The sequence below is a fragment of the Aquabacterium humicola genome (assembly GCF_030167915.1).
In the GTDB taxonomy this organism is placed as follows: Bacteria; Pseudomonadota; Gammaproteobacteria; order Burkholderiales; family Burkholderiaceae_C; genus Pseudaquabacterium; species Pseudaquabacterium humicola.
The window spans coordinates 1,179,556-1,195,128 of record NZ_JARGNB010000002.1; the positions used below are offsets into that span (position 1 = coordinate 1,179,556).

17 protein-coding genes are annotated in these 15,573 nt (G+C 69.4%); 10 read left to right on the top strand and 7 right to left on the bottom strand.

The genetic code is table 11. The features are described from left to right. Positions 1 to 38 precede the first annotated feature (38 nt). Positions 39 to 1,019, top strand: coding sequence for a branched-chain amino acid ABC transporter permease (locus P1K89_RS15665; protein WP_439897984.1), 981 nt, complete (start codon positions 39 to 41; stop codon positions 1,017 to 1,019). 18 nt (positions 1,020 to 1,037) lie between these two features. On the opposite strand, the gene smpB is transcribed toward P1K89_RS15665, so the two are convergent. Continuing rightward, on the bottom strand, positions 1,038 to 1,520 hold the full coding sequence (gene smpB, locus P1K89_RS15670) for an SsrA-binding protein SmpB (RefSeq protein WP_284617365.1): 483 nt from the start codon (positions 1,518 to 1,520) through the stop codon (positions 1,038 to 1,040). 87 nt (positions 1,521 to 1,607) lie between these two features. On the opposite strand from smpB, the gene P1K89_RS15675 reads away from it, so the two are divergent. Together P1K89_RS15675 and P1K89_RS15680 are read left to right on the top strand one after the other, a co-directional pair. Next, positions 1,608 to 2,057 (top strand): type II toxin-antitoxin system RatA family toxin, encoded by a 450-nt coding sequence (locus tag P1K89_RS15675; RefSeq protein WP_284617366.1) that lies wholly within the window; start codon positions 1,608 to 1,610, stop codon positions 2,055 to 2,057. Beyond that, on the top strand, positions 2,044 to 2,376 hold the full coding sequence (locus P1K89_RS15680; protein WP_284617367.1) for an RnfH family protein: 333 nt from the start codon (positions 2,044 to 2,046) through the stop codon (positions 2,374 to 2,376). The genes P1K89_RS15675 and P1K89_RS15680 overlap by 14 nt, the downstream gene beginning before the upstream one ends. 30 nt (positions 2,377 to 2,406) lie before the next feature. On the opposite strand, the gene P1K89_RS15685 is transcribed toward P1K89_RS15680, so the two are convergent. Then, positions 2,407 to 2,910, bottom strand: coding sequence for a DUF4124 domain-containing protein (locus P1K89_RS15685; RefSeq protein WP_284617368.1), 504 nt, complete (start codon positions 2,908 to 2,910; stop codon positions 2,407 to 2,409). Positions 2,911 to 3,052: 142 nt separating this feature from the next. Here P1K89_RS15685 and guaB point away from each other — a divergent pair, with 142 nt between their 5' ends. From guaB to guaA, 3 genes are all read left to right on the top strand, one after another. Continuing rightward, positions 3,053 to 4,531: an IMP dehydrogenase gene (guaB, locus tag P1K89_RS15690; protein WP_284617369.1), complete on the top strand. Its 1,479-nt coding sequence runs from the start codon at positions 3,053 to 3,055 to the stop codon at positions 4,529 to 4,531. Between the two features lie 62 nt (positions 4,532 to 4,593). After that, positions 4,594 to 5,805, top strand: a complete 1,212-nt coding sequence (locus P1K89_RS15695; RefSeq protein ID WP_284617370.1) for an MFS transporter — start codon at positions 4,594 to 4,596, stop codon at positions 5,803 to 5,805. After that, positions 5,802 to 7,412, top strand: a complete 1,611-nt coding sequence (gene guaA / locus P1K89_RS15700; RefSeq protein WP_284617371.1) for a glutamine-hydrolyzing GMP synthase — start codon at positions 5,802 to 5,804, stop codon at positions 7,410 to 7,412. The genes P1K89_RS15695 and guaA overlap by 4 nt, the downstream gene beginning before the upstream one ends. 41 nt (positions 7,413 to 7,453) lie before the next feature. Here the strand turns inward: guaA and P1K89_RS15705 are convergent, their stop codons facing one another. Further along, the gene (locus P1K89_RS15705) at positions 7,454 to 8,356 is read right to left on the bottom strand and encodes a LysR family transcriptional regulator (RefSeq protein WP_284617372.1); all 903 of its coding nucleotides are present in this window, start codon (positions 8,354 to 8,356) and stop codon (positions 7,454 to 7,456) included. Positions 8,357 to 8,472: 116 nt separating this feature from the next. On the opposite strand from P1K89_RS15705, the gene P1K89_RS15710 reads away from it, so the two are divergent. Next, entirely contained in the window at positions 8,473 to 9,363 is an 891-nt protein-coding gene (locus tag P1K89_RS15710; protein WP_284617373.1) for an MBL fold metallo-hydrolase, read from the top strand. Between the two features lie 69 nt (positions 9,364 to 9,432). On the opposite strand, the gene P1K89_RS15715 is transcribed toward P1K89_RS15710, so the two are convergent. Beyond that, positions 9,433 to 10,044: a TetR/AcrR family transcriptional regulator gene (locus P1K89_RS15715; protein ID WP_284617374.1), complete on the bottom strand. Its 612-nt coding sequence runs from the start codon at positions 10,042 to 10,044 to the stop codon at positions 9,433 to 9,435. 129 nt (positions 10,045 to 10,173) lie between these two features. Here P1K89_RS15715 and P1K89_RS15720 point away from each other — a divergent pair, with 129 nt between their 5' ends. The 3 genes from P1K89_RS15720 (at position 10,174) to P1K89_RS15730 (ending at position 12,951) form a co-directional block, all read left to right on the top strand. Next, positions 10,174 to 11,175, top strand: coding sequence for an NADP-dependent oxidoreductase (locus tag P1K89_RS15720; RefSeq protein ID WP_284617375.1), 1,002 nt, complete (start codon positions 10,174 to 10,176; stop codon positions 11,173 to 11,175). Positions 11,176 to 11,255: 80 nt separating this feature from the next. After that, positions 11,256 to 11,960 carry an SDR family oxidoreductase gene (locus P1K89_RS15725; protein ID WP_284617376.1) on the top strand — a complete coding sequence of 235 codons (705 nt, stop codon included), beginning with the start codon at positions 11,256 to 11,258 and terminating at the stop codon, positions 11,958 to 11,960. A 22-nt stretch (positions 11,961 to 11,982) separates the two neighbouring features. Continuing rightward, positions 11,983 to 12,951, top strand: a complete 969-nt coding sequence (locus P1K89_RS15730) for an alpha/beta fold hydrolase (protein ID WP_284617377.1) — start codon at positions 11,983 to 11,985, stop codon at positions 12,949 to 12,951. Between the two features lie 23 nt (positions 12,952 to 12,974). Here P1K89_RS15730 and P1K89_RS15735 read toward each other — a convergent pair whose 3' ends face one another. Genes P1K89_RS15735 through P1K89_RS15745 form a run of 3 tightly spaced genes read right to left on the bottom strand, consistent with a single transcriptional unit; the run spans position 12,975 to position 15,534 of the window. Continuing rightward, on the bottom strand, positions 12,975 to 14,177 hold the full coding sequence (locus tag P1K89_RS15735) for a glycosyltransferase (protein ID WP_284617378.1): 1,203 nt from the start codon (positions 14,175 to 14,177) through the stop codon (positions 12,975 to 12,977). A 17-nt stretch (positions 14,178 to 14,194) separates the two neighbouring features. Further along, positions 14,195 to 15,232: a Bug family tripartite tricarboxylate transporter substrate binding protein gene (locus P1K89_RS15740; RefSeq protein ID WP_284617379.1), complete on the bottom strand. Its 1,038-nt coding sequence runs from the start codon at positions 15,230 to 15,232 to the stop codon at positions 14,195 to 14,197. Further along, the gene (locus tag P1K89_RS15745; protein ID WP_284617380.1) at positions 15,184 to 15,534 is read right to left on the bottom strand and encodes a hypothetical protein; all 351 of its coding nucleotides are present in this window, start codon (positions 15,532 to 15,534) and stop codon (positions 15,184 to 15,186) included. The genes P1K89_RS15740 and P1K89_RS15745 overlap by 49 nt, the downstream gene beginning before the upstream one ends. Positions 15,535 to 15,573 lie beyond the last annotated feature (39 nt).

A 15,573-nucleotide genomic window follows, 5' to 3' on the forward strand; every position in this document is an offset into this window, starting at 1 on the left:
ACGCGCGGCCTCCCTGGGGCGGCCCGGCGGAGGCCGCGATGAGCGCCGTGCTGCCGGGGTCGACCTCGGGAACCGCTGCTGCCGACGCCGCCAGCGGCCGCCGCGTGCACCTGATCGCCTTCGCCGTGATGGCGCTCGTGCTGCTCGCCGCACCGCTGGTGGTGTACCCGGTGTTCATGATGAAGCTGATGTGCTTCGCGCTGTTCGCCTGCGCATTCAACCTGCTGATCGGCTTCGGCGGCCTGCTGTCCTTCGGCCACGCGATGTTCCTCGGCAGCGCGGGCTATATCTCGGCGCATGCGGCCAAGGTCTGGGGCCTGACGCCGGAGCTCGCGATCCTCTGCGGCACCGGTACCGCGGTGCTGCTGGGCTTCGGCGCCGGGCTGCTGGCGATCCGTCGCCAGGGCATCTACTTCGCGATGATCACGCTGGCGCTGGCGCAGATGGTGTTCTTTTTCTGCCTGCAGGCGAAGTTCACCGGCGGCGAGGACGGCATCCAGGCCGTGCCGCGCGGCCATCTCTTCGGGTTCATCGACCTGAAGAACGTCTGGGCCATGTACGGGCTGGTGTACGTGATCTTCCTCGCGGGCTTCGGCCTGATCTGGCGCACGGTGCATTCGCCCTTCGGCCAGGTGCTGAAGGCGATCCGCGAGAACGAGCAGCGCGCGCTGTCCCTCGGCTACGACACCGACCGCTACAAGCTGATCGCCTTCGTGCTGTCCGCCGGACTGGCCGGCCTCGCGGGGGCGACGAAGTCGCTGGTCTTCCAGCTGGCCTCGCTGACCGACGTGCACTGGTCGATGTCCGGCGAGGTGGTGCTGATGACGCTGGTGGGCGGCATGGGCACGCTGTTCGGGCCGGTGGTCGGTGCCGCAGTGATCATCACGATGCAGAACTACCTGGCGCAGCTCGGTGCCTGGGTGACGGTGGTGCAGGGCGTGATCTTCGTGATCTGCGTGCTGGCCTTCCGCCGCGGCATCATCGGCGAACTGGGGCACTGGCTGAAGAAGCCGCTGTAGCGTCGCGGCGGCGCCGCGCTAGTCCTTGGCGCCGGGCGACGACACCTTGTGCCGCATCAGCCGCCCCTTCTCACGCTCCCAGTCCTTCTTCTTCTCGGTGTCGCGCTTGTCGTGCTGGGCCTTGCCCTTCGCCAGCGCGATGTCGGCCTTCACCCGGCCACCCTTGTAGTGCAGGTTCACCGGCACCAGCGTGAAGCCCTTCTGCTCGACCTTGCCGACGAGGCGCTTGATCTCGGCCTTGTGCATCAGCAGCTTCTTGGTGCGGTCGGCCTCGGGGTTGACGTGCGTCGAGGCCGAGCGCAGCGCGTTGATGCGGCAGCCGATCAGGAACAGCTCGCCGTCGCGGACCAGCACATAGCCGTCGGTCAGCTGCACCTGGCCGGCGCGGATGGCCTTGATCTCCCAGCCGGCCAGCACGACACCGGCCTCGTAGAACTCCTCGAGGTGGTAGTCGTAGCGCGCGCGGCGGTTCTCGGCGATCGGGGCAGGGGCGTTGGCCATGGGTGCAAATGAGATGGGGCCGCTCGGCCGTCCTCCAAGTGAGAGGGATGGCGACCGAGAGGCGGCCCCTAGAATCCGGCGCATTGTATGAAGCACGTCCGGAAGTCCGTCCTGCTCTGGTACTCGCCGCGGGAGATGTACGAGCTGGTGACCGACTGTCGGTCGTACCCGACGTTCCTGCCCTGGTGCGAACGCGCCGAGGTGATGGAGGAAGACGAGGGCGGCATGACGGTGCGGCTGCACCTCGTCTACGCCGGCCTGCACCACGCCTTCACCACCCGCAACCAGCACGCGCCGGGCGAGTCGGTCTCGATGGACCTGATCGACGGCCCGTTCTCGGTGCTCGACGGCACCTGGCTGTTCAAGCCCATCGGCCCCGGCAGCGGCGCGCCGGCCTGCCGCATCGAGTTCGACCTGCGCTACGCCTTCAACAGCAGCGCGCTCGAGGTCGTGCTGAGCCCCGTGTTCGACCGGGTGGCGAACACCTTCGTCGATTCGTTCGTGCAACGGGCAGAGCAGGTCTATGGCGCCCGCTGACGTGCCCGGCGACGCGGCGACCATCGGCGTCGAGCTGGTCTACGCGGCCGGGCCGCATGCCGTCGAGCTGCTCGCGCTGCGCCTGCCCGCCGGCGCGACGGTGGCCGACGCGCTGGCCCGCAGCGGATGGCGCGAACGTTTCGGCGCGGCGGTCTTCGACGCGCTGCTGCCGGGCCTCTGGGGACGCCGCTGCGAGCTGTCGGCACCGCTGCGCGAGCGCGACCGCATCGAGCTCTACCGCCCGCTGCAGGTGGATCCGAAGGAGGCGCGGCGGCAGCGCTACCGGCGCGACGGCATCAAGCGCGCACCGCGACGGTAGGCACGGCCCCTGTTGCCGGTTTCGGGCGCCTCAGCGGCACTCCGACTGGATGATCTGCCGCGCGCGCTGCGCCTCTTCGGCGCGCGCCTTGTCGTCGAGCACCTCGCGCTCGCCCTTGTCGTTGACGCGGGCCATGCGCATGCCGCTGTCGATCGTCGCGAGCTGCTGCTTCGCGCGGGCGCAGTTCTCGGCCCGGGTCGCGGCGTTGCGGTCCTCGGCCGCCTTGGCCTTCGCCTGCTGCTCCTGCTCGGCGCGCACGCGGCGTGCTTCGATCTCGGGGTCGACGCGGGGTTTGGCGGCTGCCTGCGCGGGCGCGGATGGCTGTAGAGCGGTGGGCGCCGACGCGGCATTGGCCGGCGTGCGCTTGACTTCCGTGGGGCGCTGCAGAACGTCCTTCTCGGGGATTTCGCGCGGGGGCGGCAGGTCGCTGGCGTGCACCTGGCCTTTGGCGTCCTTCCACTTCCACTGGGCCTGGACCGGCAGAACGGCCACCAGGCCGATCGCCGCGATCCAGAAAGCGCGGTCCCATCGCATCGTCTTGTCCCCAAACGAACGTCAGCGCGCCAGTGTAGCGGGGCCCCCTCCAGGCGGGGGATACAAGGCGTTCGGCAACCCGACGACCCGGGCCGCCCTGGGGGCATCCCTATAATCCGCTTTTGCGTCTGGAGCATTCCCCATGCGCCTTCTCGGCAAAGCGCTCACCTTCGACGATGTGTTGTTGGTGCCCGCCTTCTCGCAGGTCCTGCCGCGCGACACCAGCCTCGCGACGCGCTTCACGCGCCGGATCAACCTGAACCTGCCCCTGGTGTCCGCCGCGATGGACACCGTCACCGAAGCCCGCCTCGCGATCGCCATCGCGCAGGAAGGCGGCATCGGCATCGTGCACAAGAACCTGACGCCGAAGCAGCAGGCGGCCGAGGTGGCGCGTGTCAAGCGCTACGAGTCCGGCGTGCTGCGCGACCCGATCACGATCTCGCCCGGCGTGCCGGTGCGCGACGTGATGACCCTGTCGAAGCAGCACGGCATCTCCGGCTTCCCGGTGATCGAGGACGGCCGCGTCGTCGGCATCGTCACCGGCCGCGACCTGCGCTTCGAGACCCGGCTGGACGTGCCGGTGCGCGAGATCATGACGCCGCGCGAGAAGCTCATCGTCGTCAACGAAGGCGCGACCATCGAGGACGGCAAGGCGCTGATGCACAAGCACAAGCTCGAGCGCGTGCTGGTCGTCAACGATGCCTACGAGCTGCGCGGCCTGATGACGGTGAAGGACATCACCAAGCAGACCAGCTTTCCCAGTGCCGCACGCGATGCGCACGGCAAGCTGCGCGTCGGCGCGGCGGTGGGCGTGGGCGACGGCACCGAAGAACGCGTCGAGCTGCTGGTCAAGGCCGGCGTCGACGCGCTGGTGGTCGACACCGCCCACGGCCACTCGGCCGGCGTGATCGACCGCGTGCGCTGGGTCAAGAAGAACTTCCCGCAGGTCGAGGTCATCGGCGGCAACATCGCCACCGGCGAGGCCGCGCTGGCGCTGGTCGAAGCCGGTGCCGATGCGGTGAAGGTCGGCATCGGCCCCGGCTCGATCTGCACCACGCGCATCGTCACCGGCGTCGGCGTGCCGCAGATCATGGCCATCGACTCGGTGGCCAAGGCGCTGGCCGGCACGGGGGTGCCGCTGATCGCCGATGGCGGCATCCGCTTTTCCGGCGACCTGGCCAAGGCCATCGCCGCCGGCGCCGACACCGTGATGATGGGCGGCGCCTTCGCCGGCACCGAAGAAGCCCCGGGCGAGGTGATCCTGTACCAGGGCCGCAGCTACAAGAGCTACCGCGGCATGGGTTCGATCGGCGCGATGCAGCAGGGCTCGGCCGACCGCTACTTCCAGGACAGCTCGGCGGCGACGACCACGGCGAACGCCAGCGCCAAGCTGGTGCCCGAAGGCATCGAGGGCCAGGTGCCGTACAAGGGCTCGGTCGTCGGCATCATCTTCCAGTACGCCGGCGGCCTGCGCGCGTCGATGCACTACTGCGGCTGCTCCACCGTCGCCGAGATGCAGAGCAAGGCGCAGTTCGTCGAGATCACGTCGTCGGGCATCCGTGAGAGCCACGTGCACGACGTGCAGATCACCAAAGAGGCGCCCAACTACCGGATGGAGTAAGCGCTTTGAGCGGACGCCTTCCCGCCGAGACGAATGGCCGCCTCTCCGAAAGGAAGGCGGCCATGTCGTTCATCCTCATCGCAGTGATGATCGACATGATCTCCATCGGCCTGATCGTGCCGGTGCTGCCGCACATCGTCGGCACCTTCACCGATTCGCCGGCCGCGCAGGCCTGGTGGTTCGGCGCCGTGACCTTCTCGTTCTCGGTCGCCAACTTCTTCGGCTCGCCGATCCTCGGCGCGCTGTCCGACCAGTACGGGCGGCGCCCGGTGCTGCTGATCGGCTTTTCGGGCCTGGCGCTGAGCTTCATCGTCACCGGGCTGGCCACCCATCTGTGGATGCTGATCGTGGTGCGCCTGTTCTCCGGCGCGATGCAGTCGAACATCGCGATCGCCAATGCCTACGTCGCCGACATCACGCCGCCGGAGCAGCGCGCGCAGCGCTTCGGCCAGCTCGGCGCGATGTTCGGCATCGGCTTCACGCTGGGCCCGGTGATGGGCGGCCTGCTCGGCTCGGCCGACGTGCGCCTGCCGTTCTTCGTCGCCGGCGGCATGGCGATCCTGAACTGGCTGTACGGCTGGTTCGTGCTGCCGGAATCGCTGACGCCGGAGCGCCGGCGACCCTTCGAATGGAAGCGCGCGAACCCCTTCGCGGCGCTGTCGGGCCTGGCGCGCCTGCGTGGCGTCGGCGCGCTGGTGGGCGTGGTCGCGCTGGTGTCGCTGGCGCAGTTCACGCTGCACACCAGCTGGGTGCTGTACACGAAGTTCAAGTTCGGCTGGGGTCCGAAGGAGGTCGGCTTCAGCCTGCTGTGCGTCGGCGTGATGTCGGCCTTCGCGCAGGGCGTGCTGCTGAAGCATTCGCTCAAGCTCTTCGAGCCACCGCGGCTGGCGCTGTTCTCGCTGTTCGCGGGCTTCCTGACCTACCTCGGCTTCGGCCTGTCGACCGAGGGCTGGATGCTGTACGCGGTGATCATCGTCGGCAACCTGCTGAGCGCCGGCGGGACCGCGGCCGTGCAGAGCATCATCTCCAACGCCGCCGACGCCCGCGTTCAGGGCGAGACGATGGGCTCGCTGGCGTCGCTGAACAGCCTGATGGCGGTCAGCGCACCGCTGATCGCGACGCCGCTGCTGGGCATCGTGTCGCACCGGCCGAAGGGCGACTGGCTGATCGGCCTGCCGTTCTATTTCAGCGCGACCCTGATGCTCGCCGCGCTGCTGCTCGCCCACTGGAAATTCCGTCAAGCCGCGCCCGCCGTGGCCACCGCCCGACCATGAACCACGACAAGATCCTGATCCTCGACTTCGGCTCGCAGGTCACGCAGCTGATCGCGCGCCGCGTGCGCGAGGCCCACGTCTACTGCGAGATCCATCCGAATGACGTCTCGGACGAGTTCATCCGCCATTTCAACCCGAAGGGCGTGATCCTCTCGGGCAGCCATGCCAGCACCTACGAGGAGCACGACCTGCGGGCCCCTGCCGCGGTCTGGCAGCTCGGCGTGCCGGTGCTCGGCATCTGCTACGGCATGTTCACGATGACTGTGCAGCTCGGCGGCGAGGTCGAGGCCTCGGCCCACCGCGAGTTCGGTTATGCCGAAGTGCGCGCGCACGGCCACACGAAGCTTCTCGACGGCATCGAGGACCATCGCACGCCGGAAGGCCACGGCATGCTGAAGGTGTGGATGAGCCACGGCGACAAGGTCACCGCGATGCCGCCCGGCTTCAAGCTGATGGCCTCGACGCCGAGCTGCCCGATCGCCGGCATGGCCGATGAAGCGCGGGGTTATTACGCGGTGCAGTTCCATCCCGAGGTCACGCACACGCTGCAGGGCCGCGCGCTGCTCGAACGCTTCGTGCTGCAGATCTGCGCCGCGCGGCCCGACTGGGTGATGCGCGACCACATCGAGGAAGCCGTGGCCGCGATCCGCGCGCAGGTCGGCGAAGAGGAGGTGATCCTCGGCCTGTCCGGCGGCGTCGATTCCAGCGTCGCCGCGGCGCTGATCCACCGCGCGATCGGCGACCAGCTGACCTGCGTCTTCGTCGACCACGGCCTGCTGCGCCTGAACGAAGGGCAGGCGGTGATGGAGATGTTCGCCGGCCGGCTGCATGCGAAGGTGGTGCATGTCGATGCCAGCGCGCAGTTCCTCGGCAAGCTCGCCGGCGTGAGCGACCCCGAGGCCAAGCGCAAGATCATCGGCCGCGAGTTCGTCGAGGTGTTCCAGGCCGAGGCCGCGAAGCTCAAGGCCGCCGCAGGCGCAGCGTCCGGCGGCGTGAAGTGGCTCGCGCAGGGCACGATCTACCCGGACGTCATCGAGTCCGGCGGCGCCAAGACCAAGAAGGCGATCACGATCAAGAGCCACCACAACGTCGGCGGGCTGCCCGAGACGCTGGGGCTGAAGCTGCTGGAGCCGCTGCGCGACCTGTTCAAGGACGAGGTGCGCGAGCTCGGCGTGGCGCTGGGCCTGCCGCACGACATGGTCTACCGCCATCCCTTCCCCGGACCGGGCCTGGGCGTGCGCATCCTCGGCGAAGTCAAGCGCGAGTACGCCGACCTGCTGCGCCGCGCCGACGCGATCTTCATCGAGGAACTGCGCGCGGCAATCGATCCCCCGAGCGGCAAGAGCTGGTACGAGCTGACCAGCCAGGCCTTCACGGTGTTCCTGCCGGTCAAGAGCGTCGGCGTGATGGGCGACGGCCGCACCTACGACTACGTGGTCGCGCTGCGCGCGGTGCAGACCTCGGACTTCATGACCGCCGACTGGGCCGAGCTGCCGTACAGCCTGTTGAAGAAGGTCTCGGGCCGCATCATCAACGAAGTGCGCGGCATCAACCGCGTCACCTACGACGTGTCGAGCAAACCGCCGGCGACGATCGAGTGGGAGTAGGGCCGGCTTCTCGCTGCGCCGCCTCGACCTGACGCTGCGCATCACCGGTCCCACGGCGGCGTCTCGCCGCCGAAACGCTCAACCAGGTGGTCGACCAGCAGCCTCAGCGCCAATGGCTGGTGCTGCCGCGACAGGAAGATCGCGTGGATGCCGAGTGTCTCGGGTTCGAGCGCGGGCAGCACGCGCACGAGCCGGCCGCGCTGGAGGTCCTCGGCCACGAGGTAGGTCGGCAGGATGCCGATGCCGCCACCTTCGATCACGGCGCGGCGCAGCACCGCGGTGTCGTTGGTGGAGAACCGCTCGGTCACCGGCAGCTCGATCCACTGTCCGCGGCGGCGGAAGCGGAACTGCGCTGCGCCGACGATCGCGTGCATCAGGCAGACGTGCTGGCGCATGGCGTCTGCCGTCTGCGGCGTGCCGTGCGCGCGCAGGTAGCGCGGTGCGGCGCACAGCACCGAGCGACAGACCGCCAGGGGCCGAGCGATCATCGTCGGCTCGAGCGAATTGGTGATGCGCACCGCCAGGTCGATGCGCTCGGCGGCGAGGTCGACGCTGCGGTCGGTCACGACCAGCGATACATCCACCTGCGGGTGCCGCTGCTGGAACTCGACCAGCGCCGGGGCCAGCTGCGCCTCGGCGAACGACGGTGAACTCGTGATGCGCAGCCGGCCGGACGGCACGCGGCTCATCTCGCCGGCCTGGTGCACGACGTCCTCCGCCAGGTCCAGCAGCTGACGGCAGGACGGCAGCGCCGCCTGGCCCGCTTCGGTGAGGCTGATGCGCCGCGTCGTGCGGTGCAGCAGCCGCGCCCCCAGCCAGCCTTCGGCGGCCGCCAGATACCTGCTCACCATCGCGGTGGACATGTCCAGGCGCTCCGCCGCCTGCGTGAGGCTGCCGTGCTCGGCAACCGTGACGAAGACACGGGTGGCGGTGAGACGGTCCATGCGTGAGGATTCGATCGAATGATGCAAAGAACATTCTATCGATCGGGCGTTTATCTACCAAAGTGGCGTCTATAGAGTCCACCTCGTCGCCACTTTCACCTCCAAGGAAACCCCGCATGCTTCCCCGCTTCAAGATCGCCCGCGCCCTGCTGCCCGTGTTCGCCCTCGGTGTCGTCGCGGCCGACCAGGCTGCCGCGCAGGCCGCCGCACCGCTGGCCGTCAAGGTCTACAACGCCGATGCGAACAGCTTCCACGTCAATGCCATCGTCGTGAGCGGCCCGAGCGAGGCGATGGTGATCGACAGCGGCTTCACGCGTGCCGATGCGCTGCGCGTCGCGGCCAACGTGCTCGACTCCGGCAGGACGCTGAAGACGATCTTCATCAGCAACGCCGATCCCGACTTCTACTTCGGCGCCGAGACGCTCAAGGGCCTCTTCCCGCAGGCGCAGGTGCTGACCACCCCGGCAGTGCGCGAGAAGATCCAGGCCAAGATGGCCGGCAAGCTCGCCTTCTGGGGCCCGAAGATGGGCGTCAACGCGCCGAAGCAGCCGGTGCTGCCGGAGGCGATCAGCGGCACCACGCTGAGCGTGGACGGGCAGGTCATCGAGGTGCGCGGCACGACCGGCGAACTGGCGCACCGCCCCTACGTGTGGATCCCGTCGATCAAGGCGATCGTCGGCAACCTCGCGGTGTTCGGCAACCTGCATGTGTGGACCGCCGACACGCAGAAGCCGAGCGAGCGGCAGGCCTGGCTCGCGCAGCTCGACGAGATGCAGGCGCTGCAGCCCGCGCTCGTGGTGCCCGGCCACATGGCCGCCGGCACGGCGACCGATGCGACGACGATCGCCTACACGCGCGATTACCTGAAGCGCTTCGAGTCCGAGCTGGCGAAGGCGCCGAGCGGCGCCGAGCTGATCGCCACGATGCAGAAGGCCTACCCGAAGGCGGGGCTGGGCATCGCGCTGGACATCGGCGCGAAGGTCAACAAGGGCGAGATGAAGTGGTGAGCGCGATCGCGCCCTGCGGTCCGCAGGTCGCGCACGCGGCGCGCGGGTCGGTCGACGCGCGCTGACGGTTCAGTCCGCGTTTCGCCTGCGCGGCGCGGCCTTCACGGCCTGCTTCGGCCGCAGCGACTCGAGGATGGCCTCCCGGCCGACGGCGAGGATTTCGTCGGCGAGCGGCGAATCGTCCGGGCAGGCCCGCGACAGGACGAGGGCACCCACCGCGTGCGCCAGCGCGTCGAGGATGCGGGATCGCGCCTGCGCATCATCAGCGGCACCCGACGCGCCGTTTGACCGCATCAGCGTCGCCACCAGCGTCTCGACGCCGTCCTCCAGCGCGACCCGCACCGACTCCGGCTGCCGTGCCGCGTCGCTGCCGAGCGCGGCCAGCGTGCAGCCGGTGGCGCGAGCGTCCCGGTGCGCGCGCGACAGGTAATGCTCGACGAACGTCGGAGCATCCACGCCATCGGACAGGGCGATGGTCTTCGCGATGCCGCAGGCCGTCGCTTCGGCCATCAGGTCGGCCTTGGAGCCGAAGTGCTTGTAGAAGCCGCCGTGCGTGAAACCCGCCGCGGCCATCAGGTCGGCAACGCCGATCCCGTCGAAGCCGCGTTCGCGAAACAGCTCCGACGCCGTCTCGACGACATGCGTGCGATTGGCCTGCGCCTGTGCCTTGGTGACTTTCATCGCTGTCTGCGCCGGGGGTGCGTCCTTTCGCTTGGACTATACATTGATGCTGACCATCATCAAAGTCTTGACTTTTAAGATGATGATCGTCATAATTGACTCATCGAACTTGCCACGGCAGCACCCCCCATGAAAGCACTCACCTTCAAGCGCTACGGCAAGTCCCCCGAGATCGGCTTCGCCGAGGTGCCGCGCCCCACGCTCAAGCCCGACGAACTGCTGGTCCAGGTCCACGCGGCGGGCGTGAACCCGATCGACAACATGATTCCGACCGGGCTCTTCAAGGCCGTCGTGAAGTTCGAGCTGCCGGCCACGCTGGGCAGCGACCTCGCGGGCGTGGTGACGGAAGTCGGCACGCGGGTGACCCGGTTCAAGGTCGGCGACGCGGTCTACGCCAGCACCTTCGACCAGGGCACGGGGTCGATCGCCGAATTCGCGGTGGTCCCCGAAAGCGCCGCCGCGTTGAAGCCGGCGAACCTCGACTTCGTCCAGGCGGCCTCGATCCCGATGGTCGGGCTGACCTCTTGGCAGGCGCTGAAGGAGCGCATCGGCCTGCGGGCGGGGCAGAAGGTGTTCATCCCGGCCGGCTCCGGCGGCATCGGCACGTTCGCCATCCAGCTCGCCAAGGTCCTGGGGGCCCGCGTCGGCACGACCACGAGCAGCGGCAACGTCGAGCTGGTGCGCCGACTGGGCGCCGACGAGATCGTCGACTACAAGAAGCAGGAATTCGAGGCGGTGCTGCGCGGCTACGACGCGGTGCTGGGCACCGTCAGGGGTGACGCGATCGAGAAGTCCATCGGCATCCTGAAGGCGGGCGGCCGGGTCGTCTCGCTGGTCGGGCCGCTGGACGTCGCATTCGCTCGCGCCCGCCGGCTCAATGTCGTGCTGAGGGTCGTGTTCGCGCTGATGAGCCGCCGGATCATGCACCTCGCGAAGAAGCACGACGTCGACTACGCCTTCCTGTTTGCCCGACCCGACGGCGACCAGCTCGCCCAGATCGGCCAGCTGCTCGAGACGCAGCGCATCCGGCCGGTGATCGACCGGGTGTTTCCCTTCGAGCAGGCCAAGGACGCCCTGGACTACCTCGCCCTCGGGCGCTCGAAGGGCAAGGTCGTCGTGCAGATGCGATAGCGGCCATCGGCACACCCATGGGCGGCGCGCCCGCGCCGGTGCCCACCCACTTCCTCCCGCCCCTTTTCTTGGAGAACGTCATGAAGATCGAGAACGCCGTGGCCCTCGTCACCGGCGCGAACCGTGGCATCGGCCGCGCATTCGCCGATGAACTGCTCGCGCGCGGTGCCCGCAAGGTCTACGCGGCGGCACGCGACCCCGCCACCATCACCCAGCCGGGGGTTCACGCCCTGCGGCTGGACGTCAACAAGCCGGAAGACGTGGCCGCCGCCGCAGCGCTGGCATCGGACGTGACGCTGGTCATCAACAACGCCGGCATCGCCCAGCCCGGCGGATTTCTCGCCGATGACAGCGAAGACGTCGCCCGGCGCATCTTCGAGACCAACTTCTTCGGCATGTTGCGGATCAGCAAGGCGTTTGCGCCGATCCTCAGGCGCCACGGGGGAGGCGGCTTCCTCAACGTCTTGTCGGTCGCCTCCTGGGTGAGCGGCGGTGGGCTGGCGGCGTACTCGGCGAGCAAGTCCGCCGCCTGGTCGCTCACCAATGCGCTGCGCGCCGAACTGGCGCAGCAGGCGACGCAGGTGCTGGCGCTGCACATGGGCTACGTCGACACCGATCTCACGCGGGGCTTCGATGTGCCGAAGTCCAGCCCTGAAGCGATCGTCGCGCGGGCACTCGACGGACTCGAAGCGGGCCTCGACGAGGTGCTGGCCGACGAAATCACCGAGCAGGTCAAGCGCGGCTTGACCGCGGCGCGGCCCAGCTACCTTCCCCAGCAGGCGTGAAGCAGATTCAACGGAGCACGGCATGCGCCACTTCATCCCTCGGCTCGCCCTGGCATGGGCCGTGACCTCCTTGCTCACGTCCGTGCCTGCGCAGGCGCGTGACGCGTCGCCGGTCCGTGCCCAGGCCCACCCGGCGCCGGTGTCCCAGGCAGCGGGGGTCAGGTGGACCGACGTGCCGACACAAAGCCTGTCGGCGGGCGGCGTCGACTTCGCCTACCGCGAGCTCGGCAGGCAGCATGGCGGCACGCCGGTGATCTTCCTGAACCACCTCGCGGCCGTGCTGGACAACTGGGATCCCCGCGTCGTCGACGGCCTCGCGGCCAGGCACCACGTGATCGTGTTCGACAACCGGGGGGTCGGTGCGTCCACCGGCGCGCCGGCCAGGTCGATCGAGCAGATGGCGGACGACGCCATCACCTTCATCGCGGCCATGGGCTTCGCGCAGGTCGACCTCTTCGGCTTCTCGATGGGCGGCATGATCGCGCAGGAGATCGCGCTGAAGGAGCCCCGGCTCGTTCGCAGGATGATCCTGGCCGGAACCGGCCCGGCCGGGGGCGAAGGCATCAGCGCGGTGGCCGGCGTCGCTAACGTCGATCTGGTGCGGGGCCTGGTCACCGGCCAGGACCCGAAGCAGTACCTGTTCTTCACCCGCACGCCGGCCGGGATCGACGCCGGCAAGGCGTTCCTGGCGCGACTGAAGGAGCGTTCCGAAGGTCGCGACAAGGACATCGCCGTGCGGGCCTACGTGGCGCAGCTTCAGGCGCTCGGCGCGTGGGGCCGCAAGCAGCCCGTCGACCTCTCGGTAATCCGGCAGCCGGTGCTCGTCGTCAACGGTGACGACGACCGGATGGTGCCGACACCCAACTCGCGCGATCTTGCCCGGCGCCTGCCGAACAGCAGCCTGGTCATCTATCCCGATGCCGGCCACGGCGGCGTGTTCCAGTACCACGCCGATTTCGTGCCCAGGGCGCTGCAGTTCCTCGCGCGCTGATGCGAACCGGGATCGGAGCGCGCTCACCTCGCGTCCGTGGTCCGGCAGGGCGCGCTGGCGTTCCAACGCTCCACCGCCATGGCTGCCGCGCGCGCATCCGGCATGGCCGCCATCTCCCGGGCCAGCGCGCTCGCGCCGCTCTCGAGCGCGGCTGACGTCAGCACGGCCGACAAGGAAGCGGTCACCGCGGCCTCGGTCTGCCATTCCGGTTCGACGGTGCGACCCGCGCCTGCAGAGCAGAGGGCGCGCCCGTTTCGAAAGTGGTCCGCCGCTTGCGGCAGGACCAGATGCGGCACGCCGTGGGCCGCTGCCCCGAGCATCGTCCCCGCACCGCCGTGCGAGACCACCACGTCGCAGTGCGGCAACAAGGCCGCCTGATCCACGAACCGATGAACGTGCACGTGGGCGCCGAGCCCCGCGAGACCCTGCAGATCGCCATCGGCACCTGCCGTGACGACCACCGTCCCGCCGAGCCGGGCAGCGGCCCGGGCGGCAGCGATCAGTGCGGCGCTGCGATTGAACACGGTACCGAACGTCACATACAGGCGGGGCCCCCGCGCGCTCGATCGCTGCAGCGCCGCCCGGAGCCCCCCGGGCAGCGCGAACGGCACCTGGGGAGCAGGTCGATGGGCGTTGTAGCGAAAGACGCCGTCGTGAGATCGTGCGGCTGCAGGCTGCAGGCTCGGCGGTGCGATGTCCAGGTCGAGCTGACGATGGGGACTGCCGCCGGCGGGGGCATCGAGGCCACGCGCCCGCCATTGCGGCGCGAAGAAGCGCAGGGCGTTCTCGAGGTACGCACGCGGTGGCCGCAGGCCGTAGCCGTGGGTCAGGTGGCGCAGGCCCAAGGTCTCGCAGACCAGCGGCACGGCCAGCGCTGCTGGCTCGGTCACCACGAGGTCGGGCAGCCAGTGCCGCACCGCCTGGTCCACGCCTTCGAGCATCGCGGGCCCGAGCACGGCCCCGAACAGCCTCGGAAAGGCATATGCCGACAGCCGCTCGCCGGTCAACAACGCCGCATCGGCATGGGCCTCGCGGAACTGACGCCGGCTCGCCTCGAAGGTGGGACCGGCCGCGAACAGGTCGAAGCCCTCGTCCCGCAGCACCGGCAAGGCATCGGGGGCCGTCACCCAAGCCACCTCGTGGCCTCGGCACCGCAACGCCGAGGCCAGTGGACGCAGCGGCATCAGGTGCCCCAGCCCGCCGGTGGTGCAGAACAGGACGCGCATCGTCGGCCCGGGCGCGTTCAATCGGCGGTCAGCTTGTACTCGTCGATCAGGGCAGACCACACCGCCAGTTCATGCGCGATCGTCGCAGCCAGCGCCTGGGGTGATGCGCCTTCGACGGCGAGCATGCGACGCTCGAACTCGACGCGCATCTCCGGCCGGGCCACCGCGGCGGCGATGTCGGTGGCCAGCCGGGCACGGGTGGCCGGCGGCACCATGGCTGTCGTGTAGACGGCCTGCCACGTGGGCACGTCTACGCCGCCCATCCCGGACTCGTCCATGGTCGGAACGTCGGGCAACGCGGCGCTGCGCTCGGGCGCCAGTGTGGCCAGGATGCGCAGCGCACCCGACCTGGCCTGCGGCTGCAGCAGCGACAGCGGTCCGAACATCAACTGCACGCGACCCGCCAGCAGGTCGGGCAGCGCCTGGGTTCCGCCCTTGTACGGCACCCGCGTGAGCTGGATGCCGGCCGCCTTCATGAACTGCGACGCGGCCAGTACCTCGCTGGGCGTGCTGGTGGCCACGTTGAGCACGCCAGGCTGCCGGCGCGCCTGCCGCACCAGGTCGGCGAGCGTCTGGGCCTGCACGCCGGGGTGCACGGCGAGGGCAAAGGGCACCCGGCCGACCTTGCCCAGCGGCGCCAGATCCCGTGACCAGTCCACGCCCGAACCCTTGGCCATCAGCGGTGTCGCGATCATCGAGCCGGGGGCATAGAGCAAGGTGTGGCCGTCGGCAGGCGCAACCAGCACCTCGCGGGCAGCGACGAGCCCGTTGGCGCCAGGCTTGTTCTCCACGGTCACCACCTGTCCGAGCGACGCAGCGAGCTGCTGCGCCACCTGGCGCGCGATGAAGTCGCTGGGCCCGCCGGCCGGCACGGGCACCAGCATGCGCAGGGGCCGCGTCGGAAAGCCGTCCGCGGCGGCGGTCTGTGCCGATGCGGCGACGGGAGTGAGCAGGGCCATCGAGGCCGCGATCGAGAGCAGGAGCTGGCGCATGGAATCCTCCGCGGTCAGAAAAGGTTCGTGAGGGCCGGGTTCGGCTGCACCCAGCGCAGCCACGCGATGGAAGCGGCGATGGCGCCGCACATGAAGGCATTGAAGGCATTGACTGCCACCGCGCGGTTGACGCGCCGCCCGTTCTGCTCGTGCAGCCACAGCGCCATGGTCAAGTTGGCGCCCAGGAAGGTCAGCCAGGTGAACATCGAGTGCTGGTCGGCCTGGCCACTGGTCTGGATGGCGGCCAGCGTGGGCAGGTAGGCGACGATGCGCAGGCCGTTGAAGAGCGCGAACGCACCACCGAGCAAGGACGGGCCACGCCGGCGTGTCGCGACGCAGTTGGTGGCCAGGGTGGCGGTGTTCATGGGCGCGCTCCAGCGTGTCGATGGGGCCAATGTAGGAGC